Below are 25440 nucleotides of genomic sequence, written 5' to 3' on the forward strand. Positions count from 1 at the left end.
AACTTATTGATTTTATTGAATCAATCGCGTTGCCACACGGATTCGATGAAATCCACGGCATGTTTTTCGGCGATTCGGGCATAAACCCCCGGGTAGCCGGCCAGGGCACAGCCTTCGCCCCAGCTGACGATGCCGAACTGGGTCCAGCCCTCCCGCAGGCGCAACAGCAGGGGCCCGCCCGAATCGCCCTGGCAGCTGTCGATGCCCTCGCGACCGGCACAGATCACCTTGCCGCGGGCCAGCTCACCGGCGTACGCCTGCTGGCATTGCGTGAAGGGCACGAAGGGCGTCCGCACCGCCTGCAGCTCGGTCGGGTAGATCACGTCGTCATCGATGCCGGTGTCACCCCAGCCGATCACGGTGAAATCACGACCCGGCTTGAGATAGCTGGCGTCCGGACGCAGGCGCAGGGCAACCGGCTGCACGTCGGCCAGCGGCGCGCTGAGGTGGATCAGGGCCACGTCGTGCTCCAGGGTGTTGCCGCTGTTGAAGGCCGGGTGCACGTGGATCGCCCTGATGTTGGACGCTCGAGGCGATGGCGCGGTGGCCAGCGTGGTGCTGCCGGCCAGCACCGCCAGCCGCGCGGGCGAGTTGCCCTGTACGCAGTGCGCGGCGGTCAGGATCCAGGACGGCGAGATCACCGTGCCGCCGCAGACGTGGCGGTCGAAGTCACTGTCCCCCAGCTCCAGGCCCTGCAGGCTGACCATGAACGGATACTCGCCGGGCACGGCCGGGGCGCCGCCGATGATGTGGGGCGACCCGGTCGCCGGTGCTGCTGCGGTGGCAGGAAAGATGGCAGCGGCCAGCAGGCCACCGAACAGCAAAGAGGTGCTGCGATACATATCCTTGTACTCCCTCTATCGATGATTGGAACCGGCGAAGCCGCGGTCCACGCCGGTGCATCGATTGGAAGGGCGACCACCCCCGCGCACTGCGAGCGGGCTCACAGTTCATCGGTGTGGGGACGGTCGCGTCATTACGGGAGCCACAATTGCGAACGCCATCCCGCATGCAGCGCGATGGCGTTCATGATGTCACCGTGATCGCTGTTGGTGCGGGACTCAGCGTGCAGCCAAAGCCGACGCGATTTCCTGCTGGATCGACCGCGCCGCTGCCTGCGGATCGGCCGCCAGGCGGATCGGTCGACCGACCACGATGGCGTCGGCGCCATCGGCAAACGCCTGGGCGACGCCGACGGTACGCTTCTGGTCGTCGCCGACCGGACCCCCGGGGCGGATGCCCGGGCAGACGATCGAGAAGCCGGCACCGGTCGCGGCACGGATCGGCGCGGCTTCCTGGCCTGATGCGATCACTCCGTCGATACCGGCGGCCTGCGCGGCCAGCGCGCGCTCGACCACCACGTCCACCGGCTCGCGGTCGATCCCCATCTGCGCCAGGTCCGGACGCCCCATCGAGGTCAGCACGGTGACCGCCAGCAGGCGCATGTCGCCGGTGCTGGCCGCGGCGCAGGCTTCCATCATTGCCGGATGCCAGCCGTGGATGGTGGCGTAACTGACCGGCCACTGCGACAGCCGCCGGATCACCGCCGCCGCGGTAGCGGGGATGTCGAAGAACTTCAGATCGACGAACACGCGCTTGTCGCGGCGCGCCAGCTCATCCAGCACCTGGAAGTAGTCACCGGACGCCAGCAGTTCCATGCCGATCTTGTAGAAAGCCACGCTCTCGCCGAGGCGGTCGACCCACTCCAGTGCCTGTACGCGGTCAGGGACATCCAGCGCGAAGATCAGGCGCTCATCGTCGCGCAGCGGCAGCGGTGCGCGGCTCACGGCGCGTAGTCCAGGGCAGCGCGCTTGGCATCATGGCGTGCCTGGCGCGACTGGCTGTAGTCATTGTTGAACTGCGCCGGCTCGAAGCCGCCGTAGGTCGGGTTCGGCAGCATCCACCAGCGCTCGCCGAACCAGTCGTGGTATTGCTGCAGCAGTGCGTCACGCCCTTCATTGGTGTTGGCGGTCACTTCCACGAAGTCGCCCAGCTGGTCGCCGAACTGCATCAGCACGCGGTACTTCTGCCCGGCCAGGCGCCGGCGGCAGTTCTTCTCGCTGCCGGCCTGCTCGCAGCCTTCGACCACGGTGCCCAGGCCCAGGAACACGCTGTCATCGGCGACCGGCAGGCCCTGCTCGCGCAGGTTGGCCAGGGTCGCTTCCTTCAGGTGCACGGCGCGGTTGGAGATGTACAGAAGGGTCACGCCGCGGGCATTGGCCGCCTTGGCGAAATCGACTACGCCGGGAATCGCCTTGGCCTTCTTCTCCGCGACCCACTGGTCCCAGCTCAGCTCGTCGTATTCCTTGCCATCGCGCACCAGGCGCGCCTGGTAGGGCGAGTTGTCCAGCACGGTTTCGTCCACGTCCAGCACCACCGCGGGCTTCAGGCCCTTGGCTTCGTTGCCGCGCTCTTCCGGCACCAGCGCGTCCCAGTGGGCTTCCTTCAGCGCGCCGTCCAGGCGGTCGGCGGCGGCACGGTAGGTCTGCTCGGTGATCGCGCGGTACTCCTGCGCGCGCTGCATCCACAGCACCGCGTTGAGGTTGTCGTTGGCGGTCGCTTCGCCGGCCGCCCCGGTCTTGGCAGCCGGGGCCACCGGAGCGGCCGCGTCGGTGGCCGGGGTCTCGACGCGCTTGCAGGCGGACAGACCCAGCAGCGCCGTGGCGAGCAGGGTGAGGGACAGGGAAACAGGACGACGCATGGCATTCACCGGCAACAGATATCGGCTCATTTTACCGGCAAAGGCGCCATCGGGACGGCTATGCTTGGCGGTTGACCCGATGCCTTCCCGGAGGCCGCCATGACCGATGCCATCCAGACCCCCGACCGTCCCCTGCTCGATCCCGTGCAGGCCCGCCTGCTGGGCTGCCTGGTGGAGAAGGAGGCGACCACGCCGGACACCTACCCGCTGACGGTCAACGCCGCCCAGTCGGCCGCCAACCAGAAGACCGCGCGCGAGCCGGTGATGAACGTCGACGCCGGCAGTGTCCAGCACGCGCTGCGCCAGCTGGAGTCGATGGGCCTGGCGCGCCAGCACTTCTCCTCGCGTGCAGACCGCTACGAGCATCGCCTGCAGGCCGCGCTGGACCTGACCCGGCAGCAGACCGTGCTGCTGGCGATGCTGCTGCTGCGCGGGCCGCAGACACTGGGCGAGCTGGTCACGCGCAGCGAGCGCCTGTACCGCTTCGCCGACACCGACGAAGCCCGCCACGCCATCGAGCGCCTGCAGCAGCGCGCGCTGCTCATCGTGCTGCCGCGCGCCCGCGGCCAGCGCGAGGACCGCTATATGCACCTGCTGTGCGGCGAGGTGGACGCGGCGGCACTGGCGGCACGGTACGCAGGCGGTGCCGGTGGCAGCGAGCCGGCCGACCCGGGCCTGGCTGAACGGGTGGCCCAGCTGGAAGCGGCAGTGGCCGAACTGCAGGCGCAGCTGGCGGACCTGCGCGGCTGAGGCGGCCCGCCGGGCCTGGCCCAACGCTGTCGATGCGGTACAGGCGGACTAGCCGACCGGCGCCGCTCCCGGCGTGGCATACAGACGGCTGGGCGTGGCGATGCCCGGCAGCTGGATGACCCCCTGTTCGCACATGCCCAGGCCCAGCAGGATTTTCCCGGACACGACGTTGTCCAGGTCGGTGATGCCATAGAGGTCCTGCAAGCCAAGGGCGCCGCGCGCGTGGGTGAAGACCGCCCGCGCTGCTTCCCCCGCGTAGCCGTGCCCCGTGTACTCCGACAATAAGGCATAGCCGATGTCCGGTCCCGGCAGGCCGTCGCGCCGGACCAGCCCGGCATTGCCCAGCCAGGCACCATCGGACAGACGCTCGATGGCATACATGCCGAACCCGTTCAACGCATAGCTGTGCAGCACGCGCAGGGCGATGTACTCGCGGGCCTGCGCTTCGCTGTGCACGTTGCGGTCACCAATGAAGCGCACGAAACCAGGATCGTTGAGCAGCGCCAGCATCGGCGCCGCATCACGATCAGGCTCGATGCGGCGGAGCCGCAGGCGTTCGCTTTCGATGGGATGCATGCGCAGACCTGTGGGTGGAGAGGCCCGATTGTAGGGCGATGTGCTGGGGTCAGAGCCCTTCCCTGCGGGAAGGGATCCGACCCCGGTCAGTCGAACAGGGCCTCGATCGCCGCCAGTCCCGCCGTTGCCCGCTCCTTCTTGCGCGCGGCATCGGCCACCGGATCGGCGCCGTCGCGCTGGATCTCCTCGGCCGGGATCTCGTCGAAGAAGCGGCTGGGCTTGAGCCGCACATGCTCGCCGAACTTGCGGGTGAGCTTGCTGTAGCTCATCCACAGCTGGATCTTGGCGCGGGTGATACCCACGTACAGCAGCCGCCGCTCCTCCTGCAGGTTGCCTTCGTCGAGGCTGACCTGGTGCGGCAGCACGCCGTCCTCGCAGCCGACGATGAAGACATACGGGAACTCCAGGCCCTTGGAGGCATGCAGGGTCATCATCCGCACCTGGTTGCCGCCCTCATCCTTGTCGCTGCGCGACAACAGTGCCAGCTGGCCGGCCAGATCGGCGGCGGTGGCACCGCGCGGACCGCCTTCAAACCACTGCGCAAGTTCCTCGATGTTGTTGGCGCGGCGCTGGTAGCTGGCCTCTTCCTTGGCCTGCTGGCGCAGCTCGCTGAGCAGGCCCGATTCCTTGGCGACCTTGCGGATCATGTCACCGGAGCTGACCTGCCGCATCTGTGCGCGCAGGTCGCGCAGGATGTCGGTGAAACGCGCCAGGCTGTTGGCAGCGCGCGGCGGCAGCTGTGACAGCGCGCCGATCGCCTCGGCCGCCTGGGCCATCGGCATGTCTTTTTCCGATGCCAGTTCGGCCAGCCTGGCCAGCGTTCCGGCACCCACGTCACGCTTGGGCGCCTGCACGGCACGCATGAATGCGGTGTCGTCGTCCGGGTTCACCAGCAGCCGCAGCCAGGCCAGCGTGTCCTTCACTTCCTGGCGCTCCAGGAACATGGTGCCGCCGGTCAGGTGATAGGGAATACGCAGCAGCTGCATCGCCTTCTCCAGCGGCCGCGACTGGAAGTTGCCGCGGAACAGGATGCAGAAGTCACTCCACGGCACGTTGCGCGACTGCGCCACGAAGGCGATCTCGGCGGCCACCTTCTCTGCCTCGTGCTCGCTGTTGCGGCATTCCCATACGCGGATGCGCTCACCGTCGGCCTGATCGCTCCACAGCTTCTTCAGGTGCTCGTGCGGGTTGTTGGCGATCAACGCATTGGCCGCGCGCAGCACGCGGTTGGAGCAGCGGTAGTTCTGCTCCAGCTTGATGATCTCCAGCGTGGGGTAGTCGCGCCCCATCTGCTGCAGGTTCTCGGGGTTGGCGCCACGCCAGGCGTAGATGGACTGGTCATCGTCACCCACGCAGGTGAAGTTGCCCTTGTCCCCGGCCAGCTGCTTGAGCAGGCGGTACTGCGCGTCGTTGGTGTCCTGGCATTCGTCCACCAGCAGGTAGCCGATGCGTTCGCGCCAGGCCAGGGCGATCTCCGGGTTCTCCTCCAGGATCTGCACCGGCAGGCGGATCAGGTCGTCGAAGTCGACCGCGTTGAACGCGGTCAGGCGCAGCTGGTAGCGCTCGTAGACGCTGGCTGCTTCCTTCTCGCGGTTGCTGCGCGCGGCAGCCATCGCCTGCTCGGGCGAGAGACCGGCATTCTTCGCCCGCGACACCAGGTTCTTCATGTCCTCGATATCGTCGGGCTTGGCGCCATGCATCAGGTCCTTGATCTGCGCGGCGGCGTCGTCGGCATCGAAGATCGAGAAGCCGCGCTTCAGGCCCACCGCCGCATGCTCGATCTGCAGGAACTTCAGGCCCAGGGCGTGGAAGGTGCAGATGGTCACCTCGTCGGCGTCCTGCTCGCGCAGACGCTTGGCCACACGTTCGCGCATCTCCTTGGCCGACTTGTTGGTGAAGGTGATCGCGGCGATGCGGCGGGCCGGGTAGCGGCCGCAGCCGATCAGGTGGGCGATCTTCTCCACGATCACGCGCGTCTTGCCGCTGCCGGCACCGGCCAGCACCAGCAACGGGCCTTCGATGTGCAGGACGGCGGCGGCTTGGGGAGGATTGAGACCGTGCATGATGGGCGGATTGTACCGGGCGGCCGGGCACCACCACAGAGTCGCCATCGCCCGGCCCGGCTTGCGATGGGCGCCGTCCGGTGCTATCAGTGGGCAGACGCATCAATGGAGTGATGTCATGAACACGCACACGCGCTTGTTCTGCCTGGTCATACTCGCGATGGCTGCGCCAGGCTTGGCGGTGGCCGCCGCGCCGGCGCTGGAGTGCAGGTTGCAACCGGCCAAGCCCATTCCCCGCGATGTACTCACCAACGGCTTCTTTGAGGCCCATCCTGACCTGCGATGGCGGGGTCATGCCCTGGGGCTGTATCGCGAGGGCAAGTACGCGCAGGCGCTGCGCAGCTTCCGCACTGCCGCGCTGTATGCCGACAAGTTCTCGCAGTCGATGGTGGCGCGGATGTACTGGCAGGGCGTCGGGACCGCCGTCGACCGGCCGTTGGCCTATGCCTGGATGGATCTGGCCGCCGAGCGGATGTACCACGATTTCCTGCGCCAGCGCGAACTCTACTGGGAGCAGCTGGACGAGACCGAACGCGCACAGGCCGTGCACCGGGGCCAGGCCGTGTATGCACGCTTCGGCGATGCCCAGGCCAAGCCGCGCATGGAGAGGAAGCTGCGCCAGGGCCTTGGCCAGATCACCGGCTCGCGTACGGGCCATATCTCGCCCGGGCTGATGGTGGCGTCGCGTTCGGGGCCCGACGCTATGCCCGGCCTGGTTACCCCTCAGGTGCCGGCGCAGCTGGTCTACGACAAGGCCTGGTGGGATCCCCAGCGGTACTGGTGCAACCAGGATGCGTTCTGGGCCCGCCCACTGGATGCCTCCGTCGAAGTGGGCGAACTGGAGCAGCTGCCGAACGTGCCACCGGCAGCGAAGTAGCCTGCGGCCGGCTGCGCAGCGGATGCGTACAATTGGCCGATGGCCAAGCTCTACTTCTACTACTCGGCGATGAACGCCGGCAAGACCACCACCCTGCTGCAGAGCGCGCACAATTACCGCGAGCGCGGCATGCGGGTGGCGATCCTGACCCCGCGCCTGGATGATCGCGCGGGCGCAGGCGTAGTGGCCTCGCGCATCGGGCTGCGCGCCGAAGGCATGGCGTTCGACCGCGACACCGACCTGCAGCGCTGGGCCGAACAGGACCTGGCATCGAACGGGCCGATGGGCTGCCTGCTGGTGGACGAAGCACAGTTCCTGACCCGCGCGCAGGTCTGGCAGCTCAGCGAAGTGGTCGACCAACTGCGCATCCCGGTGCTGTGCTACGGGTTGCGCACCGATTTCCGCGGTGAACTGTTCGAAGGCAGCCAGTACCTGCTGGCATGGGCCGACGAGATGCAGGAGATCAAGACCATCTGCCACAGCGCCAAGAAGGCGATCATGACCGTCCGCGTGGATGAGCATGGGCATGCCGTGCAGGACGGCCCGCAGGTGGAGATCGGCGGCAACGACCGCTATGTGTCGGTGAGCCGGGCCGAGTTCAAGAAGATCACCCGCGGTGAAGGCCGCATCGAGCCGATGCAGGCACCCTTGCCGCTGTAGGCGGTGTTTGGCAGGGCTGCGCTCACCTGCGGAAGCTTCAAGCAACGTCAACGTCGAGTGAAACTGTGGGGTCAGATCCGTTCTCCTTCGGGAAAACGGATCTGACCCCATCGGCATGTCCAACTCATCCCGGGAAATTGCCTATCCACAGGGAGCCAGCTTCTGATGTTGCTCCGGCGTCTGCGGATGGGGGGCTGCAAGCCCTGCAAACCGACACCCACTCAGTACAGCGTCCGCTCCGGTGCACCGGCCGGCGGCGGCGTGTACTGGTACAGCCAGGTTTCGGTCAGCGGCTTGCCACCGCTGCGCAGGTACAGGCGGATGTCGATCTGTTCGGTGCTGCCCTCCGGCGGCACCAGGTCGAACATCGCGCGGTAACCGTCGATCTCGCGCAGCGGACGCGCCGATACGATCTCGACACGGCCCCGGCTGGTTTCCACCACTGCCTCGACCTCGGCCTTGTCGATCAGCTTTGCCAGTTCGCCGCCTTCGAAGTCCACGGCGAAGCGCCACGAGAAGTACTCGCGCTTCTTGCCGACCACACCGCCCAGCCCCGTGCGGCTGGCCACGCAATGCGCCAGCGGTGGCCGTGCCGGCGGCTCGGCGCCCCAGTACAGGCGGTAGCCGACCAGCAGCTCCTGTCCCGGCTGCGGCTTCTCCTTCGGATTCCAGAAGGCGACGATGTTGTCGAAGGTCTCATCGACCGTGGGGATCTCCACCAGCTGCACCGAGCCCTCGCCCCATTCGCCCTTCGGCTCGATCCACAGGCAGGGCCGCTTCTCATAGAAGACGCCGTCGTCCTGGTAGTGATCGAAGTTGCGGTCGCGCTGCAGAAGGCCGAAGCCACGCGGATTGCGGTCGACAAACATGTTGAAGCGCAGGTTGCGCGGGTTGCACAGCGGCCGCCAGATCCACTCACCGGCCCCGGTCCACATCGACAGGCCATCGGTATCGTGGATCTCCGGGCGCCAGTCCCAGTCCATGCGGCGGTCGTTCTCACCCACCTGGTACATGCTGGTGCACGGCGCGATGCCCAGGCGCTCGATCGCCTTGCGCGGATAGAGCGCACTGTCGATGTCCATCAGCAGCACATCGCCGTTGGTGATGGCGAAGCGGTAGGCGCCGGCTACGCTGGGCGAGTCCAGCAATGCATAGACGATGATGGTGTCCGAATCGGCGGCAGGCTGTTCGAGGTAATAGGCGATGAAGTCGGGAAACTCCTCCGGCCTGCCCATGCCGGTATCGATCGCCAGGCCGCGTGCGGACTGCCCGTACTGGCCTTCCTTGCCGACCGCGCGGAAATAGCTGGCGCCAAGGAACGCGGCGAAATCGCGGTCGGTATCCTTGCGGGTGTTCAGGCGGAAGCCGGCGAAGCCCAGGTCCGCCGGCAGTTCGCCGTTGCGGATCCCGCTCTTGCCGTAGTTGAACGCTGCACCGTCATACGCCAGTTCCTGCGCCTGGCCGTCGACCACGTCGAACATGCGCACCGGCGAATGGAAGTACAGGCCCAGGTGGAAGAACTTGGCCTGGAACTTGCCCGGCTGGTCGGCCCACAGCGCGTGGTCCTGGCGATAGCTGATGGACTGGTACTGGTCCCAGTCCAGCGCTTCAAGCCGGCCCGGCAGCACCCGCTTGTGGCTCTGGTAGGGGGCCTGTGCCAGTGCGCGTGCCTGCCCCTTCAGGGTGGCGAAGCTGAACGGCTGCGGCTGGCCGAGGCGGCGCAGGCCGACCTGGCCGTTCCTGCTGGCGGCGCAGGCGGGCAGGGACGGCAGGCCGAAGGCTGCCAGGGCCAGGGAGGCGTTGCGGATGAAGTCGCGTCGTTGCATGCAGGCGCGTCAGGCACAGGGAAGGGTCGGCCATCATAGGCAGACAAACGTTAACGGGCAGCGGAGAGCGCAACCTCCCATTCAGCTGCCGCTGGCTGGACCGCCTCAGCGCTGGCAGTGGCTGCACCACACGCTGGCACGCTGGCCGATCATGGCGTGCTTGAGCGGGCGTCCGCAGGTCGGGCAGGGCAGCCCGTCGCGGCCATAGACCAGCAGTTCCTGCTCGAAGTAGCCCGGTGCGCCATCGGGGCTGATGAAATCACGCAGTGTGGTGCCACCGCGGGTGATCGCGTAGCCCAGCGTTTCCTTCACCGCGGTGGCCAGCCGCTGGTAGCGCTCGCGTGAGACCTTGCCGGCCTCGCGCAGCGGGCTGATGCCGGCCTTGAACAGGCTCTCGGCGGCATAGATGTTACCGACGCCCACGACCACCGCCTGGTCCATGAGGAAGGTCTTGACCGGGGCGCTGCGGCCGCGGCTGCGGGCGAACAGGTAATCGCCATGGAAGGCCTCGTCCAGCGGTTCAGGCCCCAGCCCCTGCAGCAGCGGATGGACCTGCCCGGCCGGTTGCCAGAGCAGGCTGCCGAAGCGGCGCGGATCGTTGAAGCGCAGCAGGCGCCCGTTGTCCAGGCTGATATCCACGTGGTCATGTGGCCGCAGTGGGGTATCTCCGGGCAGTACACGCAGGCTGCCGGACATGCCCAGATGCAGTACGGCGCTGCCGATGGCCGTGTCCAGCAGCAGGTACTTCGCGCGCCGGCGGATGCCTTCGATGCGCTGTCCCGGCAGCAGCTGCGCAATCTCCGGCGGAATCGGCCAGCGCAGGTCGGCGCGGCGCAGGATCACGCCGTGGACGCGGCGGTCCTGCAGATGCGGGGCCAGGCCGCGGCGGGTGGTTTCGACTTCGGGCAGTTCAGGCATGCCCCGATTCTACGCCCGCTCAACGCGGGGGCGCGGACAGCTCACGGGCGTCGAGAAACCCGTCACCGTTGGCATCCTGCTTGTGGAAGCGCTGCACGATGACCTGCCGCTGCTGCTCGCGGGTGATCGCCCTGCCCTTGCCCCCGGGCAGTTCATCGGTAGTCAGCACGCCATCGCCATTGCGGTCCATGCGGTCGAAGGCATACAGCATCCACTGCACGTACTCGGTCTCGCTGACCCGGCCGTCGCCGTCGCTGTCCATCTTCTGCAGGTAGCTGCGGGTGTCGCTGACCTGGGCCGGGGCGGCGGCCGGCAGCAGCGCGGCCAGCAGCAGCGCCCCTGCCCTCATGCGCCCACCAGCGTGTAGCCCTTCAGCCGTTCGGCATAGGCCTGCAGCGCGGCGATTCCGCTCCCCTCGGCCTCGCGGCACCACGCCTGCAGGTGTCGCAGGCGCTCGGCGGCATCGTGCCCGCGCGCCTCCAGCAGCGCAGCCAGCCGCGCGCGGTATTCGACCAGCACACGGATGCGCGGGCGTTGCGCCACCCATTCGCTGAGCTGGGCACGGTTGTCCGGCTTCAGCCAGCGCCCATCGTTGACCAGGCCGCGGCGCAGCCGCCGCGGCAGCAGCCGGCGCAGCTTGGCGCCCGCCTGGGCGGCTTCCTCGCGCAGGGCCGGCATGAAGACGTTGCGCTGGTAATCGGTCATCGCCTGGAAGCGATGCGACAGCAGTGCCTTCAGGGTCTCGGCGTCGGGCACGGCGATGTTCGGGCGCACATCCATCGCCGGTGCGACGCGCAGCACCCTGGCCAGGCGCAGGGCCTGCAGCAGGCGGATCGCGCACCAGCCGATGTCGACTTCCCAGCGCCGCATGGCAAAGCGTGCCGAACTGGGGAAGGCATGGTGGTTGTTGTGCAGTTCCTCGCCACCGATCCAGACGCCCCACGGTGTCAGGTTGGTGGAGGTGTCGGCCGATTCGTAGTTGCGGTAACCCCACCAGTGCCCCAGGCCATTGACCACGCCGGCCGCCCAGAACGGAATCCACGCCATCTGGATCGCCCACAGTGCTACGCCCGGCAGGCCGAACAGTACGCTGTTGATGGCCAGCAGCAGCACCGGGCCGAGGGTCGCATGCGGGGTATACAGGTGGCGCTCGATGGCATCGTCGGGCGTGCCGCGTCCGTACTGCTCGATATCCGCGCGCATGCCGCGTGCTTCCCGATACAGCTCCACTCCCCGCCAGAACACCGTGCCGATGCCGCGCGTGACCGGGCTGTGCGGGTCGTCCTCGGTCTCCACCTTGGCGTGGTGCTTGCGATGGATGGCCACCCACTCGCGGGTGATCATCGAGGTGGTCAGCCACAGCCAGAAGCGGAACACGTGGGCCAGTGCCGGATGGAAATCGACGCCGCGATGGGCCTGGCTGCGATGCAGGTAGAGCGTCACCGAGAAGATGGTGATCTGGGTGAAGACCAGCAGCACCGCCAGCATGGCCCACCCTCCCAGGCCGAGCACGCCACCGGTCAACAGGGATATCAGGGCATCGGACATGGAGGCTCTCCGGATCGCACGGGGATGGCAGACATCATGGCCGCTTGCGTTGCAAACTGCACCTCTGACCGCGGTGCGCCAGCACCGCTTCCGTGGCACCGTTCACAGTTGGGGACCTGAGTTGTCGAGCCTGGATCCGCGCGCCCGCGCCGTTGTCGCCGTCCCGTCCGCCGGGGAGCGGCCGCCGTTGATCGAACTGGACCGCGCCAGCGTGATGCGCGGCCAGGTGAAGGTCCTGCATGGGCTGAGCCTGCGCATCGCGCAGGGCCAGCACACCGCCCTGCTCGGCCCGAATGGCTGCGGCAAATCGACCTTCATCAAGCTGATCACCCGCGAGCTCTACCCGCTGGCGCAGGGCGACGGCGCGGTCGCGGTGAAGGTACTGGGCCAGAACCGCTGGCAGGTGGACCGGCTGCGCTCGCAGCTGGGCATCGTCACCGGTGACCTCAGCAGCACGCTGTCCGAGATGCCGGGGCTCACCGTCGAGCAGGCCGTGCTGTCCGGTTTCTTCGCCAGCTGCGTGGTGCCGGCTTTCCGTGAGGTGACCGCCGAGATGCGTGCCCGCGCCGGCGAGACACTGGCGATGACCGGTGCGCTGGCCCTGCGCGAGCGCGCCTATGCAGAGCTCTCTGCCGGCGAGACGCGCCGGGTGCTGATCGCGCGCGCGCTGGTGAACCGGCCGCAGGCGCTGCTGCTGGACGAACCCTCCACCGGCCTGGATCTGGTCGCCCGCCAGCAGCTGATCGCGACCATGCGGGCACTGGCGCAGCAGGGCATCACCCTGGTGCTGGTGACCCATCACATTGAAGAGGTCATTCCCGAGATCGAGCGGGTGGTGCTGCTGCGCGACGGCCGCGTGCTGGCCGACGGCAGTCGGGCAGCGCTGCTGTGCGACGGGCCTCTGTCGGCGGTGTTCGGCGGGCCGATCCGGGTGGTCGAACAGGACGGCCGGCTGACGGCGTACGCGGGGTGAGCAGTACGCCTGCGCAGTGCCGGCGTCGGCTTGGCGCCGCAGGCGGCGCAGGGTAGCGGGCCGGCATTCCGGCCCGCCACGTCACGCCTCAGAACCGCAACGCGACTGCGCGTGACTCGATCGGTGCCATCCGGCTCTGGTCATGCAACTGCAGCTCGCGCAGTTCGAAGGGGGCACCGAAGCCGGCCGGCAGCGCTGCCTGGTCGAACGGCAGCACCAGTTGGCCGCGACCGGGACCGTCGAACCACGCGGCGGCGTGCGCCTGCGCGACCGGACGCAGTTGGCCATCCGGGCCCGTGGCGTGCAGGGTGCCGCGCGCTTCGTAGCGCCCGGCGGCGGCGACCTGCAACGGTAGCGCCACGCGCCGGCTGGCCTGGTCCGGTGTGGCCTGCCCGACGAAGCGGGCGGTCGGCCGGGCTACGGCGAAGGCGACCTTGCCGTCGCGCAGTACGCCATCGGCCTGGGCGAACACCTGCAGCTCCCACAGGCCCTGCGTGTTGCTGGCCTCGGCGGGAATCCGTACCTGCGCGTGCAGGCTGCCGTCGGTCGTACGCAGCAACCGCTGCGGCCAGCTGCGGCCATCGGGTGCGACCAGCAAGGCTTCGCCGCCCAGTCCCCCGCGACGCGCCTGCAGCTGGGCGGGACTGGCTCCGTCTTCAAGCAGGCGTGCCCGCAGCTGTACGCTGCCGCCGGCCAGGACCTGCGCCTGGCTGGCCTGCACCTCCAGCCGCAACGGGCTGTTGGGTTCAAGCACCTGTACGACGTAGCGGCCCTGCGCCTGCGCGCTCTGCAGGCGGTAATTTCCCGCAGCACTGCCCGTGCCGGTACGCAGCATGCTGCTGCCATCGCCCACGGGCATGCCGGCGTCCTGCAGCTGGCGCGCGTCGACGGCGCGGGCGACGCTGCTGCGGCCGGCCGGATCCCGGACCTGCAGTGACTGCGCCGGAACCGCGCGCGCACCGGCTGCCGGGCTCAGCTGGATCACCGCATCGGGGGCGGTCAGCGGCAGCTCCAGGCCACGTTGCAGCTGCGCGCCATCGACCTGCTGCCAGTAGCTGCGGCTGACCGAGGCGTAGGGCGTGGAGGCCTGCAGGGCCTGCGCCGGGTCCAGTGCCCAGGCAAACGCCAGGGGCGCGTGTTCGCTGTCGTCAGGCGGCAGCGGTGCGGCCACCAGCGTGGCCACCACCTGGTCGCCGGGGAGGGCGCGCAGTGGCTGCGCAGCGTGCACCGTGGCGGAGGCCGTGGCCAGGGCTGCCAGCACGGCGATGGTCAGCGGAAGGGAATTCATCGTCATCGTCGTCGTCCTCACTGGGCCAGGTCGTTGCGCAGGATGGCGCCCAGGCCGAAGCACTCGCGGCGGCTCTGGTTGTGGCTCAACGGCTCGGCGCCCTGCGTGCGCGCGGTGTCGGTGAACCAGGTACTGCCCGCCGCCTTCTGGCTGCTGCACTCCAGGAAACCGTCCGAGCACGAGGACAGCCAGTTCTGGGTGAACTCCAGGCCGACGTTGGCCGCGTAGCCGCCGCAGTAGCTGTTGCTGTCCCACACGGCCGATTCGACATCGCTGCCGACCACCGCGCGGAACGGCTTGGGCAGTGCCGGCCGACCGGCCGTCCCGTACAGGTTCTGCGCGTTGTAGGTGGCCATGCTGGCGACCTGCTGCATACGCACGGCATCGTTCTTGTAACCGAGCAGCCAGCCCAGGGAGGTTTCGAAGGTGTTGCCGTTGAGCACGGCATCGGCCAGCGGCGTACCCGCCGATGAGGGTGCCAGCGCGTTGACCTTGCGCACCGTGCGGATGATGTTCGGGTAGCGGCTGTCGTAGGTCGGGTTGGAGAGGATCCAGCGCATCACGTTGCCGCCGTTGGAATGGGTGATGACCACCAGCTGGGTGATGCCGCGGCTGTTGATGAATCCGGTGAGCTGGTCGGCCAGGCAGCCGGCGGCTTCCGGCTTCCACATGTACTGGGTGAAATCGCAGTTGATGACCACATAGTTGCTGCTGTTCGGCAGCCCCTGGCGGACGGTGTCGATGATCGCCGGTTGCCAGTAGTCCTGGGTGGCGTTGGTCTGCGCGCCGGTGCCGTGCACGAAGGCCACGCCGACCACATCGGCGGCGGTGGCCGGCGTGACGGCCATGGTGGCGAGCAGGACCAGGACGGTACTTCCTGTTGCGGTGCTGCGCATCGCTTCTCTCCCTCTGTCAGCGGATCCCCCCGACCCGGCTGGAATGGAATGGCATGCATGCCATCGTTGCGCCGATGCTCAATGCCCCGGCGCGTGAAAGTCCGTGCGCTGCGCCCGGATTCGGGAGAATGGCGGAGCGCGATGACGCATTTGCCCCGTTTTGATGACCATGCCGGGTCTGGCCGTATGACCGACGGCCACTGCGACGCCGGCTGCGGGCTGCGATCATGGCGTGGTGTTTCCTCTGCTGAGCCTGACCATGTCTGTGATCTTCCGCCCTGCCCGTCCCCTGCTTGGCCTGGCCATCGTGCTGGCGCTGGCCGGCTGTGCCGCGTCTGCTGCCCGGCCGACCGCCGTCGAAGCCAACGTCACCACCAAGGCCGTGGGCTATCTGGACGCGCGCGCCGTACCGGCCAGCCTGGCCCTGGTTCCGGCGCCACCCGCCGCGGGCTCGGCGGGCTTCGCCCTGGATGAACAGGTCAGCCGCGAAGCGCGTGCACTGCGCGGCAGCCCACGCTTCGCCCAGGCCACACTGGATGCCGAACTGGGCTTTCCGGAAGGTGCCAACCAGTTTTCCTGCGCGGTCGACATCGATGTGGACGCGGTGAAGACGCCCGCGCTGTACCGCCTGCTGGAGCGCAGCCGGATCGACGCCAGCGCTGCCACCAAGGTCGCCAAGAACCACTACCAGCGCCCGCGCCCGTTCATGGTCAACGGCGAGCCGACCTGCACGCCGGATGATGAAGCGGGCCTGCGCAGCAACGGGTCCTATCCGTCCGGCCACACCTCGATCGGCTGGGCATGGGCCCTGATCCTGTCGGAGATCGCGCCGGATCGTGCCGATGCCATCCAGGCCCGTGGCCGCAACTATGGCGAGAGCCGCCTGGTGTGCAACGTGCACTGGCAGAGCGACATCCTCGAAGGCCGTTTCATGGGGGCTGCCGCCGTTGCCCGGCTGCATGACAATGCCGCGTTCCAGCGCGACCTGCTGGCGGCACGCAGCGAGATCGCCGCCGCGCGCAAGGCCGGCCTGCACTCCAGCCGCAACTGCACCGCCGAAGAGGCAGTGTTGAAGGTACGCCCGCAGAGCGCGCTGTAAGCGCTCGCGGCGCACAGGTGGCACCGGGCCACGCCCGGCGGACACCGAACGCGGAAGGGCCGGCATTGCGCCGGCCCTTCTGCATTGCCTCGCTACAGCGACCGCATCAGAACTTCGCGGTGAACTCCACGCCCCAGGTCCGCGGCTCGTTGAGGAAGCCGGTCAGGTTGTTGAAGTCGATCGCACCGACCACGCGGGTCTGGTTGGTGAGGTTGCGGCCGAACACCGCCACGTCGTACTGGCCGTACTCCCAGTTGTAGCCCAGGCGCAGGCCGCCTTCCAGCGAACTGCGGCTGTGGAACTCCGGCGACTCGTAGATGAAGAAGTTCACCGGGCTGCGGTAGGCCCAGTCGGTGTAGGCGTACAGCTCGCTTCCATCGGTGAGCGGGAAGCCCACGCGCAGGGTCATGTTGTGGATCCACTTCGGCGCCTGCGGCAGCGGATTGCCGTTGACCAGGGCGTAGGTGCCGCCGTTGATCACCGTGGTCGGATCGGTGATGGTGCAGCCACCGCCGCAGATCGCCACGGCCAGGTTTTCGTCCTTGATCTCGGTGTCGTTGTAGCTGCTGCCCAGGGTCAGCAGGACGTTGTCGGCCAGGTAGGCTTCCAGGTCCAGCTCCACACCCTGGCCGATGGTCTTGTCGGCGTTGAGCAGGGTGGCGGTATTGTTGCTGCCGCCGACCGCGATCAGCTGCTGGCCGTCGACGTCGTAGCGGAACACGCTGAAGCCCAGGCGGGCGCGGCGATCGAACAGGTCGGCCTTGATGCCGGCTTCGTACGAGATCACCTTCTCGGAATCGGCCTGCGACACGCCACCGAAGGCCAGACGGCCCTGGATCGACGGCGCGCGGAAGCCCTTGGCCACGCGCGCATACGCATTGACGTTGTCGGTCAGCTTGTACACACCGCTGACATCCCAGCTGACGTCATCGACGTCGGTGTTGGCCAGGTACGGCCCGCTCACCGGGGTGCCGCCCTGCACGGCCTGCAGCACGCGCGCGGTGAAGTCCTTCTTGTCCTGCGTGTAGCGCACGCCGGCGCGCAGCTTGAAGCGGTCGGTGACATCGAAGTCGCCCGATGCGAACACCGCCCACGCCTTGTTGCGCTGGCTCTGCACGGCATGGCCGGTCTGCGGATTGCCCGGCGTCAGCGAGTCGTAGTTGAAGCTGTCGATGGTGACGTCTTCATCGAAGTAGAAGACACCGGCCTGCCAGTCGAAGCGGCCCCACTCATTGGATTCCACGCGGAATTCCTGGGTCCACTGGCGGTGGTGCGGCAGGCCATCGGCCGATTCGGACGGGAACGGAATGAAGCCCGGGCCATAATTGCCGGCGCCGAGGAACGAAGCACCGTAGCCACCGTCGATATCGCCGCGGTTGAGCGATTCGGCAGTCTCGTAGCCGGTGATGGAGTGCAAGGTCACCGAGCCGAGGTTCCACTGCAGGCGCGCGCTGCCGCCCCAGGTTTCCAGGTCGGAGAAGTTCACGCCGTCGTTGGCCACCTTGTCGCGGTCGAAGTTCTCGACCAGCGCGTTGCTGCCCTTCTGGATGATGTTGGCGCGGAACAGGCGGGCGGTGCCGTTGAGCTTGCGCTTGTGCAGGTTGAACAGGGCCTCGAAATCGTCGCCCTCGTACAGGAACTGCACGCGGCCGGCAGCCTCATCATAGCCTTCAAAACCACTGTTGGGCGCGCCGACGCGGGTGTTGTCGACCCAGTCGTCGCGGCGCTGGTAGATCGCCGAAACGCGTGCCGACCAGCGGTCGGTCAGCGGGCCGCCGTAGGCGCCCTGCACGTTCCAGCTGTTGTAGCTGCCGTAGCCGACGCGGACGTAGCCATCGGCATCCTGCGACGGACGCGCCGAATCGAACTTGACCACGCCGGCCGGCGTGTTGCGGCCGAACAGGGTGCCCTGCGGCCCACGCAGCACTTCCACGTTGGCCAGGTCGAACAACGGGAAGCCCTTCAGCAGCGGGCTTTCCTGCACCACGTCGTCGTACACCAGCGAGACCGGCTGCGAGGCATTGAGGTCGAAGTCGGTGTTGCCGAGGCCGCGCATGTAGAAGCGCGGGAAGGCACGGCCATAGGACGATTCGATGTTGAGGCTGGGTACGCGCGCGGCCAGGAAGCGGATGTCGTCGCCGGCCGAGCCGAGCACATCAAGTTTCTCGCCCTGGATCGCGGTGATCGCGACCGGCACGTCCTTGGCATTCTCGACGCGGCGCTGGGCCGTCACCTGCAGGGTATCGAGCGCGACCGGATCCTTGGCGGCGGGGGTTTCCTGGGCGGCTGCAACCAGCGGCAGCAGGGCGGAGAGAGCGGCAACGAGGGGGCGCGCGACCGGAATACGGCCGCGGGAAGTGCGGGTCGGGGACATGGCGGTAGGCTGTGTTTGGAGGGGTGGTAAAACGGCGCTACCAGATAATTGTTGCAATACAGCACCTGCGCCGCAAATGGCCGCTGTTCATGGCGCGGTCGCGGGCCACCGGGGAGGGTCGCTAGACTCGGGCTTTCCCACCCCGACCCGGCGCACCGCCATGACCCAGTGGTACTTCCATTCCTCCGCCCAGGCCGACCGCATCGGGCCGCTTGATGACGAAGCCGCGCGCCGCTACGCGCAGGCCAACCCCCGCGCGCTGGCCTGGTGCCAGGGTATGAGCGGCTGGACCGCGATCGCCGAGGTGCCCGAGCTGCAGGCGCCGGCCCCGGGCATGCCCAACACGCCGCCACCCGTGCCGGGCGGGCCTGTGCGGGGCCGGGCCGACGACATCGACTTCCGCATCGTCGGCCATGAGATGCAGTTCGTGGAGATCGAGCTGGATCCCGGCGAGAGCGCCATCGCCGAAGCCGGCGCGCTGATGTTCAAGGACGCCTCGGTGCAGATGGATACGGTGTTCGGCGACGGCACGCACAGCGGCCAGGGCGGCGGCATCATGGACAAGCTGATGTCGGCCGGCAAACGCGTGCTGACCGGCGAGAGCCTGTTCGCCACGCTCTATACGCATACCGGGCAGGGCAAGGCCAAGGTCGCGTTCGCCGCGCCCTACCCCGGCACCGTGCTGGCCATGAAGCTGGACCAGCACGGCGGCCGCCTGGTCTGCCAGAAGGACAGCTTCCTGGCCGGGGCGCGCGGCGTGCAGATCGGCGTGCAGTTCCAGCGCAAGATCATGACCGGCCTGTTCGGCGGCGAAGGCTTCATCATGCAGAAGCTGGAAGGCGATGGCTGGGTGTTCATCCACGCCGGAGGCTGTGTGGTCGAGCGCGAGCTGGCCGCCGGCGAGCGCCTGGACGTCGATACCGGCTGCGTGGTCGCCTACCACCCGACGGTGGACATGGACGTGCGCCGGGTCAGTGGCATCAAGAGCATGGTGTTCGGTGGCGAGGGCGTGTTCCTGGCAACCCTGACCGGACCGGGCAAGGTCTGGCTGCAATCGCTGCCGTTCTCGCGCCTGGCCGGCCGGATGTGGATGGCCGCGCCGCAGGGAGGTGGGCAGAACCGCGGCGAAGGCTCGGTGCTGGGCGGCATCGGCCGCATCCTCGACGGCGACAGCCGGTTCTGATCGCCCACGGGTAGCGCCGGGCCATGCCCGGCGAGCGCAGCGGCCCCGAACTGCCCGCCAGGCCATGCCCGGCGCTACCCATGGCGGTCCATGAATAGGGCGTCGTCCTGCCCTGCCCGGCCCGCCGTGGCTTCGGTATGCTGGCGCCCTTCCCTGAATCCGGCGCCGCGAGCGCATTGCCGATGAGCCTGTTCCGTCCCCGCGTGCTGCTGTCCGTTGCCCTGCTTGGCCTGCTGGCCGGTTGCGGTGGCGATCCGGTGCGTCCGGCGCCGCCGCCGGCGCCGACCGTGGTGCCGCAGGCCAAGCCGGTGAAGATCGGCATCGCGCTGGGCGGCGGCGCGGCCAAGGGCTTTGCCCACATCGGCGTGATCAAGATGCTCGAGGCTAATGGCTTCGAGCCGGTGGTGGTGTCCGGCACCAGCGCCGGCAGTGTGGTCGGCGCGTTGTACGCCAGCGGCATGGATGCGTTCCAGATGCAGAGCCGGGCCGTCGCGCTGGATGAAGCCAGCATCCGCGACGTGCGCCTGTTCTCCGGCGGGCTGGTGCAGGGCCAGAAGCTGCAGGACTACGTCAACGAGCAGGTCGCCAACCGTCCGGCAGAGCGCCTGAAGAAACCGTTCGCCGCCGTCGCCACCCAGCTCGAAACCGGCGAACGCGCGATCTTCGTGCGCGGCAACGTGGGCCAGGCCGTCCGTGCGTCCAGCAGCATCCCCGGCGTGTTCGAGCCGGTGAAGATCGGCGGACGCAACTACGTCGATGGCGGCGTGGTGAGCCCGGTGCCGGTCGATGCCGCGCGCCAGCTCGGTGCCGACTTCGTGATCGCCGTGGACATCTCCAGCAAGGCCAGTGGCAAGGCACCGACTGACATGCTCGGCATCGTCAACCAGTCGATCGCGATCATGGGCCAGCGCCTGGGCGAGCAGGAACTGGCCCGCGCCGACATCGTGATCCGCCCGCGCGTGCTGGATATCGGTGCGGCTGATTTCAGCCAGCGCGGGACCGCGATCCTGGAGGGAGAAAAGGCGGCGATGGCCGCGATGCCGCAGATCCGCGCGAAGATCCAGCAGCTGCAGAAGGCGCGCGCCGCCGCGCTGGCACCGCCGCCGGTAGCCGCGCCGAAGTGCGAGGAGACCTCGCGGCTGGGCAGGCTGATGGGGCGCAAGGACAAGTGCTGAGCCCTCGCCCGCGCTGAGCGGTGCTCAGGGTTCCAGCTGCGACAGTGGCAACGCCTGGAAGCCCTTCACCGTGCGCAGCACGAAGCTGGAATTGGCATCGGCCACGCCACCGGCATTGAGCAGGCGGTCCAGCAGGAAGCGCGAGAAGTGCTCGAGGTCGCGCACGTAGACGTGCAACAGGTAATCCATGTCGCCGGTGAGCGCATGGCAGGCCACCACTTCATCCCAGCCCTGCACGCTGTCCACGAAATGCGCGATGGCCGCCTGGTCGTGCTTTTCCAGTTGCACCCGCACGAACGCCTGCAGGCCCAGCCGCAGCTGCCGGGGTTCCAGGCGCGCGCCATAGCCGACGATCACACCCTCGCTCTCCAGCCGCTGCAGGCGGCGCAGGCAGGCGGAGGGGGAGAGGTTCACCCGGGCCGCGAGCTCGGCATTGGTGGCGCGACCATCCCGCTGGATTTCGGCCAGCAGGCGTATATCCGTGCGATCGAACTGGACTTCTCCGGCCATTGTTGCCCCGCAACATGGTGAGTACGCAAGGATATTGCGCCAGCAAGGTTATTCCGCGCAACTTTTGCAACCCTGTTGCGCCCGCCCTGCCCTAGCATCGTGGACATCCCTTCAAGGAGCGTCCCATGGATCCCGCCCAGCCCCGCCGCGTCGAACACCAGCAGACCGACAAGGGCTACGTGCCGGTGTACACCACCGCGCTCGTCGAGCAGCCGTGGGATACCTACAGCGCCGATGACCATGCGACGTGGAGCACGCTGTACCAGCGCCAGCGCGAACTGCTGGTCGGCCGTGCGTGCCGGGAGTTCCTGGACGCGCAGGACGAGATGGGCATGAGCGCGCACATGATTCCGCGCTTCGACCAGCTGAATGAAGTACTCGGCGCAGCCACCGGCTGGACGCTGGTGGGCGTGGAGGGGCTGCTGCCGGAGCTGGACTTCTTCGACCACCTGGCCAACCGCCGCTTCCCGGTCACGTGGTGGATCCGTCGCCCCGACCAGATCGACTACATCGCCGAGCCGGACCTGTTCCACGATCTGTTCGGCCATGTGCCGCTGCTGATGAATCCGGTGTTTGCCGATTACATGGAGGCCTACGGCCGTGGCGGTGTCAAAGCCCACGCCATCGGCCCGGAGGCGCTGCAGAACCTCACGCGCCTGTACTGGTACACGGTGGAGTTCGGCCTGATCGATACCCCGGATGGCCTGCGCATCTACGGCGCCGGTATCGTCTCGTCAAAGGGCGAATCGCTGTACTCGCTGGAATCGGCCGCGCCCAACCGCATCGGCTTCGACCTGCAGCGCATCATGCGCACGCGCTACCGCATCGATACCTTCCAGAAGACCTACTTCGTCATCGACAGCTTCGAGCAGCTGATGCAGGCGACGTCGCCGGACTTCACCCCGATCTATGCCTCGCTGGCCGAGCAGCAGCACCTGCCGGCCGGTGACGTGCAGGCCGACGACCGTGTGTTCCAGAAGGGAACCGGCGAAGGCTGGGCCGACGGCGGCGACGTGTGATGCGGCAGGGGCATCCGTAAGGCCGGCTCCACGCCCGGCTCCACGGGTCAGCGCGGGTATGCCAGCAGCAGCACCAGATCCTCGTCACCCACCTGCTGCAGTGCATGCGAACTGCCTTTGCGCGTCAGCAGGGCATCGCCTGCGCTGACGTCGTACTGCGTTCCGTCCAGCACGTAGCTGCCCTTCCCGCTGACGATGTAGTAGATCTCGTCCTTGTGCTGCGGATGCAGGCCGATGCCTGCACCCTTGTGCAGCACGCGCTTGCGCAGCACGAACGGCAGGTCCTTCTCTCCGGCGAAGAACGGATAGGCCGTGGTCGGCCCGGCGCCACCATGCGGGCCGGGCTGGAGGATGGCGATGTCATGCTCATGGACCACGCGCGATGCCTGCGCCGGTTGCCCGCCCTGCTCCGCCGCCGCGCCCACGTCACAGTCGATGTCGCGCACGAGTGCATCTTCCAGCCCCGGCTGCAGCACCCTCCACTCGCGCAGCACCAGGCAGGCAACGGCGTTGGCGCCGGCCACGCTGAAGTGGGTGCCGTCGGCCTTGCCCTGCTCGGGCACGAACAGGAAGTAGGGTCGTGCACCCTGCTCGCCCAGCGCGCGTATCCAGCGCGTGCTGCGGTCGTTGAGTTCGATCAGGGCAACGCGCTCGCGCGCGGCCAGCTGCTGCATCGCCCGCGTGTAACGCGCATGTGTGTCCAGCAGCGAACCGAAGTCATACAGCAGCCGCGCCACCGGCGTGACCAGCACCGGCGTGGCGCCCTTGTCACGCGCCACCTGCACGTAACGCATCAGCAGGCGCGGATAGTCGCTGTCCGGATCGGTATAGCGCGTGGGATCTTCGAACTTGGCGTCGTTATGGCCGAACTGGATCAGCAGCACGTCGCCACGGCGCAGCTCGGTGGCGATCGCATCCAGGCGGCCTTCATCGATGAAGCTGCGCGTGCTGCGGCCTCCCCGGGCGTGGTTGCGCACTTCGAACCGCGCCGGATCGAGGTAGCTCTGCAGGGCCTGGCCCCAGCCCGCCTGCGGCGCGCGCTCGGGGCCGTACTCGGCCGCGGTGGAGTCACCTGCGATGAACACCCGCACCGGCGCCGCCTGCGCGGTGGTGCACGACAGCAGCAACAACAGCAACAGCCTTCGCATCGCGGCACTCCTGTAGAGCCGAGCCATGCTCGGCTGTTTTTCGATCAGAGCGCGACAGCCGAGCATGGGCTCGGCTCTACAGACCGGTGTGCCTCAGCGCGCCAACCAGCCACCATCGACCGGCAGCACGGCGCCGTTGATGTAATCCGATGCGCTGGATGCCAGGAATACCGCCGCGCCGGCCAGATCCTCCGGCGTGCCCCAACGGCCGGCCGGAATGCGATCCAGGATCGCCTTGTTGCGGTCGGCATCGGCACGTAGGGCCGCCGTGTTGTCCGTGGCCATGTAGCCCGGCGCGATCGCGTTGATGTTGACGCCCTTGCCGGCCCATTCGTTGGCCAGCAGGCGGGTGATGCCGGCGATGCCGCTCTTGCTGGCGGTGTACGACGGCACCCGGATGCCGCCCTGGAACGACAGCATCGAGGCGATGTTGATGATCTTGCCGCTGCCCTGGGCGATGAAATGACGGCCCGCCGCCTGCGAGATGAAGAACGCCGACTTGAGGTTGACGTTCATCACGTCATCCCAGTCCTGTTCGCTGAACTCCACCGCGTCGGCGCGGCGGATCAGGCCGGCATTATTGACCAGGATATCCAGGCCACCCAGTCCCTCGATGGTTTCGCGCACCACGCGCTCGACCGGCTCGATGCTGATCAGGTTGGCTTCCACCGCCAGGCAGCGTCGGCCGAGCGCGGTGATCTTCTCGATGGTTTCGGTGGGCGGCGCGATGCCGGCCACGGCGACATCGGCGCCGGCGGTGGCCAGCGCAACCGCGATACCTTGGCCCAGACCGGTATTACCACCGGTTACCAGAGCGACTTTGCCTTCCAGGCTGAAGGGATTGGCCATTGCGTGTGCGTTCCTTGGTAGAGGTGTGCGTGATGCAGGCGAACGGCCACCGGCACGCGTGCGCGGCGGCCAGGCAGGACTTACTTGAGCTGGCAGATGTCCAGCACGTGCATGTCGGTGTAATCCAGGTTCTCGCCGCCCATCGCCCAGATGAAGGCGTAATTGCTGGTACCGGCACCCATGTGGATCGACCACGGCGGCGATACCACGGCTTCGTTGTTCTGGATGACGATGTGGCGCTGCGCGTCCGGTTCGCCCATGAAGTGGTACACGCGGTCGTTGTCGCCCAGGTCGAAGTAGAAATAGACCTCGCTGCGGCGGTCATGCAGGTGCGGCGGCATGGTGTTCCACACGCTGCCGGGCTTGAGCACGGTCAGGCCCAGCAGCAGCTGCGAGGACTGGCAGGTGGCCGGCACGATGTACTGGTAGATGGTGCGCTCGTTGCTGGTCTCCAGCGCGCCGCGGTCCAGCGCTACCGCGTCCTTGATCGACAGCTGCTTGGTTTCAAAGCGCGCATGGGCCGGGGTCGAGGCCAGGTAGAACTGAGCGGGGTTGGCGGCGTCCTGCGAGGCGAACACGACGTCCTTGCTGCCCATCGCCACGTACAGGCCATCCTTCGGGCCCAGCGTGTAGACGGTGCCGTCGACGGTGACCGTACCGGTACCGCTGCCGACGTTGATCACGCCCAGCTCGCGACGCTCCAGGAACGGATGGCCGGCGGCCGACGCCGGTTCGGTCTGCACCGGCAGCGCCAGCGGCGCATCCAGGGGCGCCGCGCCACCGAGTACGAAGCGCTCGTAGTGGGTGTACTTCAGCGTCACCTGGCCGGGGTTGAACAGGCCGTCGAGCAGGTACAGCTCGCGCAGCTGGTCGTTGCTGGCGCCCTTGATGGCGTCGGGATGGGTGGCGTAGTGGGTCTTGCAGTACATGGCATCTCCAGAGCAGGGGGCGGGCCGATCATTCGGCCCCGGCACGGTTCAGGGGGATTCTAGCTACGTTGGTAACCG

Annotated in this window: 24 protein-coding genes; 8 read left to right on the forward strand and 16 right to left on the reverse strand. The window is 67.9% G+C overall.

The features are described from left to right. Nucleotides 1–20: 20 nt before the first annotated feature. From AC5P5M_RS14345 to AC5P5M_RS14355, 3 genes are all read right to left on the reverse strand, one after another. Nucleotides 21–842 carry a serine protease gene (locus AC5P5M_RS14345; protein ID WP_065182122.1) on the reverse strand — a complete coding sequence of 274 codons (822 nt, stop codon included), beginning with the start codon at nt 840–842 and terminating at the stop codon, nt 21–23. A 219-nt stretch (nt 843–1061) separates the two neighbouring features. Continuing rightward, nucleotides 1062–1787 (reverse strand): orotidine-5'-phosphate decarboxylase, encoded by a 726-nt coding sequence (gene pyrF / locus AC5P5M_RS14350; RefSeq protein ID WP_053516059.1) that lies wholly within the window; start codon nt 1785–1787, stop codon nt 1062–1064. After that, entirely contained in the window at nt 1784–2701 is a 918-nt protein-coding gene (locus AC5P5M_RS14355; RefSeq protein WP_053516102.1) for a 5'-nucleotidase, lipoprotein e(P4) family, read from the reverse strand. The genes pyrF and AC5P5M_RS14355 overlap by 4 nt, the downstream gene beginning before the upstream one ends. 99 nt (nt 2702–2800) lie before the next feature. On the opposite strand from AC5P5M_RS14355, the gene AC5P5M_RS14360 reads away from it, so the two are divergent. After that, the gene (locus AC5P5M_RS14360) at nt 2801–3451 is read left to right on the forward strand and encodes a YceH family protein (RefSeq protein WP_495206058.1); all 651 of its coding nucleotides are present in this window, start codon (nt 2801–2803) and stop codon (nt 3449–3451) included. A 48-nt stretch (nt 3452–3499) separates the two neighbouring features. Here AC5P5M_RS14360 and AC5P5M_RS14365 read toward each other — a convergent pair whose 3' ends face one another. Both AC5P5M_RS14365 and AC5P5M_RS14370 read right to left on the reverse strand, forming a co-directional pair. After that, on the reverse strand, nt 3500–4027 hold the full coding sequence (locus AC5P5M_RS14365) for a GNAT family N-acetyltransferase (RefSeq protein WP_053516055.1): 528 nt from the start codon (nt 4025–4027) through the stop codon (nt 3500–3502). Between the two features lie 86 nt (nt 4028–4113). Continuing rightward, nucleotides 4114–6090, reverse strand: coding sequence for a UvrD-helicase domain-containing protein (locus AC5P5M_RS14370; protein WP_053516100.1), 1977 nt, complete (start codon nt 6088–6090; stop codon nt 4114–4116). Nucleotides 6091–6208: 118 nt separating this feature from the next. Here AC5P5M_RS14370 and AC5P5M_RS14375 point away from each other — a divergent pair, with 118 nt between their 5' ends. Further along, a complete protein-coding gene (locus AC5P5M_RS14375; protein ID WP_053516053.1) occupies nt 6209–6967 on the forward strand; it encodes an SEL1-like repeat protein in 759 nt (252 codons plus the stop codon). A 39-nt stretch (nt 6968–7006) separates the two neighbouring features. Next, entirely contained in the window at nt 7007–7627 is a 621-nt protein-coding gene (locus AC5P5M_RS14380; protein WP_495206059.1) for a thymidine kinase, read from the forward strand. A 221-nt stretch (nt 7628–7848) separates the two neighbouring features. Here the strand turns inward: AC5P5M_RS14380 and AC5P5M_RS14385 are convergent, their stop codons facing one another. The 4 genes from AC5P5M_RS14385 to AC5P5M_RS14400 form a co-directional block, all read right to left on the reverse strand. Next, nucleotides 7849–9453: an OpgD/OpgG family glucan biosynthesis protein gene (locus tag AC5P5M_RS14385; RefSeq protein WP_053516049.1), complete on the reverse strand. Its 1605-nt coding sequence runs from the start codon at nt 9451–9453 to the stop codon at nt 7849–7851. Between the two features lie 105 nt (nt 9454–9558). Then, nucleotides 9559–10371, reverse strand: a complete 813-nt coding sequence (mutM, locus tag AC5P5M_RS14390; RefSeq protein WP_053516047.1) for a bifunctional DNA-formamidopyrimidine glycosylase/DNA-(apurinic or apyrimidinic site) lyase — start codon at nt 10369–10371, stop codon at nt 9559–9561. A 19-nt stretch (nt 10372–10390) separates the two neighbouring features. Continuing rightward, nucleotides 10391–10720 carry an EF-hand domain-containing protein gene (locus AC5P5M_RS14395; protein WP_128987651.1) on the reverse strand — a complete coding sequence of 110 codons (330 nt, stop codon included), beginning with the start codon at nt 10718–10720 and terminating at the stop codon, nt 10391–10393. Beyond that, the gene (locus tag AC5P5M_RS14400) at nt 10717–11919 is read right to left on the reverse strand and encodes a DesA family fatty acid desaturase (RefSeq protein ID WP_053516042.1); all 1203 of its coding nucleotides are present in this window, start codon (nt 11917–11919) and stop codon (nt 10717–10719) included. Before AC5P5M_RS14400 ends, AC5P5M_RS14395 begins: the two co-directional genes overlap by 4 nt. A 130-nt stretch (nt 11920–12049) precedes the next feature. Here AC5P5M_RS14400 and AC5P5M_RS14405 point away from each other — a divergent pair, with 130 nt between their 5' ends. Beyond that, nucleotides 12050–12892 (forward strand): ABC transporter ATP-binding protein, encoded by an 843-nt coding sequence (locus AC5P5M_RS14405; RefSeq protein WP_322523088.1) that lies wholly within the window; start codon nt 12050–12052, stop codon nt 12890–12892. An 88-nt stretch (nt 12893–12980) separates the two neighbouring features. Here AC5P5M_RS14405 and AC5P5M_RS14410 read toward each other — a convergent pair whose 3' ends face one another. Further along, nucleotides 12981–14180: a DUF4785 domain-containing protein gene (locus tag AC5P5M_RS14410; RefSeq protein ID WP_495206060.1), complete on the reverse strand. Its 1200-nt coding sequence runs from the start codon at nt 14178–14180 to the stop codon at nt 12981–12983. Between the two features lie 17 nt (nt 14181–14197). Next, nucleotides 14198–15076 (reverse strand): hypothetical protein, encoded by an 879-nt coding sequence (locus AC5P5M_RS14415; protein ID WP_065182116.1) that lies wholly within the window; start codon nt 15074–15076, stop codon nt 14198–14200. Between the two features lie 259 nt (nt 15077–15335). Here AC5P5M_RS14415 and AC5P5M_RS14420 point away from each other — a divergent pair, with 259 nt between their 5' ends. Next, nucleotides 15336–16175, forward strand: a complete 840-nt coding sequence (locus AC5P5M_RS14420) for an acid phosphatase (RefSeq protein ID WP_065182115.1) — start codon at nt 15336–15338, stop codon at nt 16173–16175. 106 nt (nt 16176–16281) lie between these two features. Here AC5P5M_RS14420 and AC5P5M_RS14425 read toward each other — a convergent pair whose 3' ends face one another. Beyond that, nucleotides 16282–18549 carry a TonB-dependent receptor gene (locus AC5P5M_RS14425; protein WP_495206061.1) on the reverse strand — a complete coding sequence of 756 codons (2268 nt, stop codon included), beginning with the start codon at nt 18547–18549 and terminating at the stop codon, nt 16282–16284. Nucleotides 18550–18709: 160 nt separating this feature from the next. Here AC5P5M_RS14425 and AC5P5M_RS14430 point away from each other — a divergent pair, with 160 nt between their 5' ends. Both AC5P5M_RS14430 and AC5P5M_RS14435 read left to right on the forward strand, forming a co-directional pair. Next, complete coding sequence (locus AC5P5M_RS14430; RefSeq protein ID WP_495206062.1) at nt 18710–19732, forward strand: TIGR00266 family protein; 1023 nt, start codon at nt 18710–18712, stop codon at nt 19730–19732. Between the two features lie 182 nt (nt 19733–19914). Then, nucleotides 19915–20907: a patatin-like phospholipase family protein gene (locus tag AC5P5M_RS14435; RefSeq protein ID WP_065174096.1), complete on the forward strand. Its 993-nt coding sequence runs from the start codon at nt 19915–19917 to the stop codon at nt 20905–20907. A 24-nt stretch (nt 20908–20931) separates the two neighbouring features. On the opposite strand, the gene AC5P5M_RS14440 is transcribed toward AC5P5M_RS14435, so the two are convergent. Next, complete coding sequence (locus AC5P5M_RS14440; RefSeq protein ID WP_053516027.1) at nt 20932–21417, reverse strand: Lrp/AsnC family transcriptional regulator; 486 nt, start codon at nt 21415–21417, stop codon at nt 20932–20934. Between the two features lie 125 nt (nt 21418–21542). Between AC5P5M_RS14440 and phhA the strand changes: the two genes are divergently transcribed. Beyond that, the gene (gene phhA, locus AC5P5M_RS14445) at nt 21543–22436 is read left to right on the forward strand and encodes a phenylalanine 4-monooxygenase (RefSeq protein ID WP_053516024.1); all 894 of its coding nucleotides are present in this window, start codon (nt 21543–21545) and stop codon (nt 22434–22436) included. Between the two features lie 47 nt (nt 22437–22483). Here the strand turns inward: phhA and AC5P5M_RS14450 are convergent, their stop codons facing one another. The 3 genes from AC5P5M_RS14450 to kduI form a co-directional block, all read right to left on the reverse strand. Further along, on the reverse strand, nt 22484–23584 hold the full coding sequence (locus AC5P5M_RS14450) for a GDSL-type esterase/lipase family protein (protein WP_495206063.1): 1101 nt from the start codon (nt 23582–23584) through the stop codon (nt 22484–22486). Nucleotides 23585–23677: 93 nt separating this feature from the next. Next, nucleotides 23678–24433, reverse strand: a complete 756-nt coding sequence (kduD, locus tag AC5P5M_RS14455) for a 2-dehydro-3-deoxy-D-gluconate 5-dehydrogenase KduD (protein ID WP_346480065.1) — start codon at nt 24431–24433, stop codon at nt 23678–23680. Nucleotides 24434–24513: 80 nt separating this feature from the next. Continuing rightward, complete coding sequence (kduI, locus tag AC5P5M_RS14460) at nt 24514–25362, reverse strand: 5-dehydro-4-deoxy-D-glucuronate isomerase (RefSeq protein ID WP_053516019.1); 849 nt, start codon at nt 25360–25362, stop codon at nt 24514–24516. Nucleotides 25363–25440: the final 78 nt, after the last annotated feature.

Source organism: Stenotrophomonas sp. YJH_SMC_106-19 (assembly GCF_059368375.1).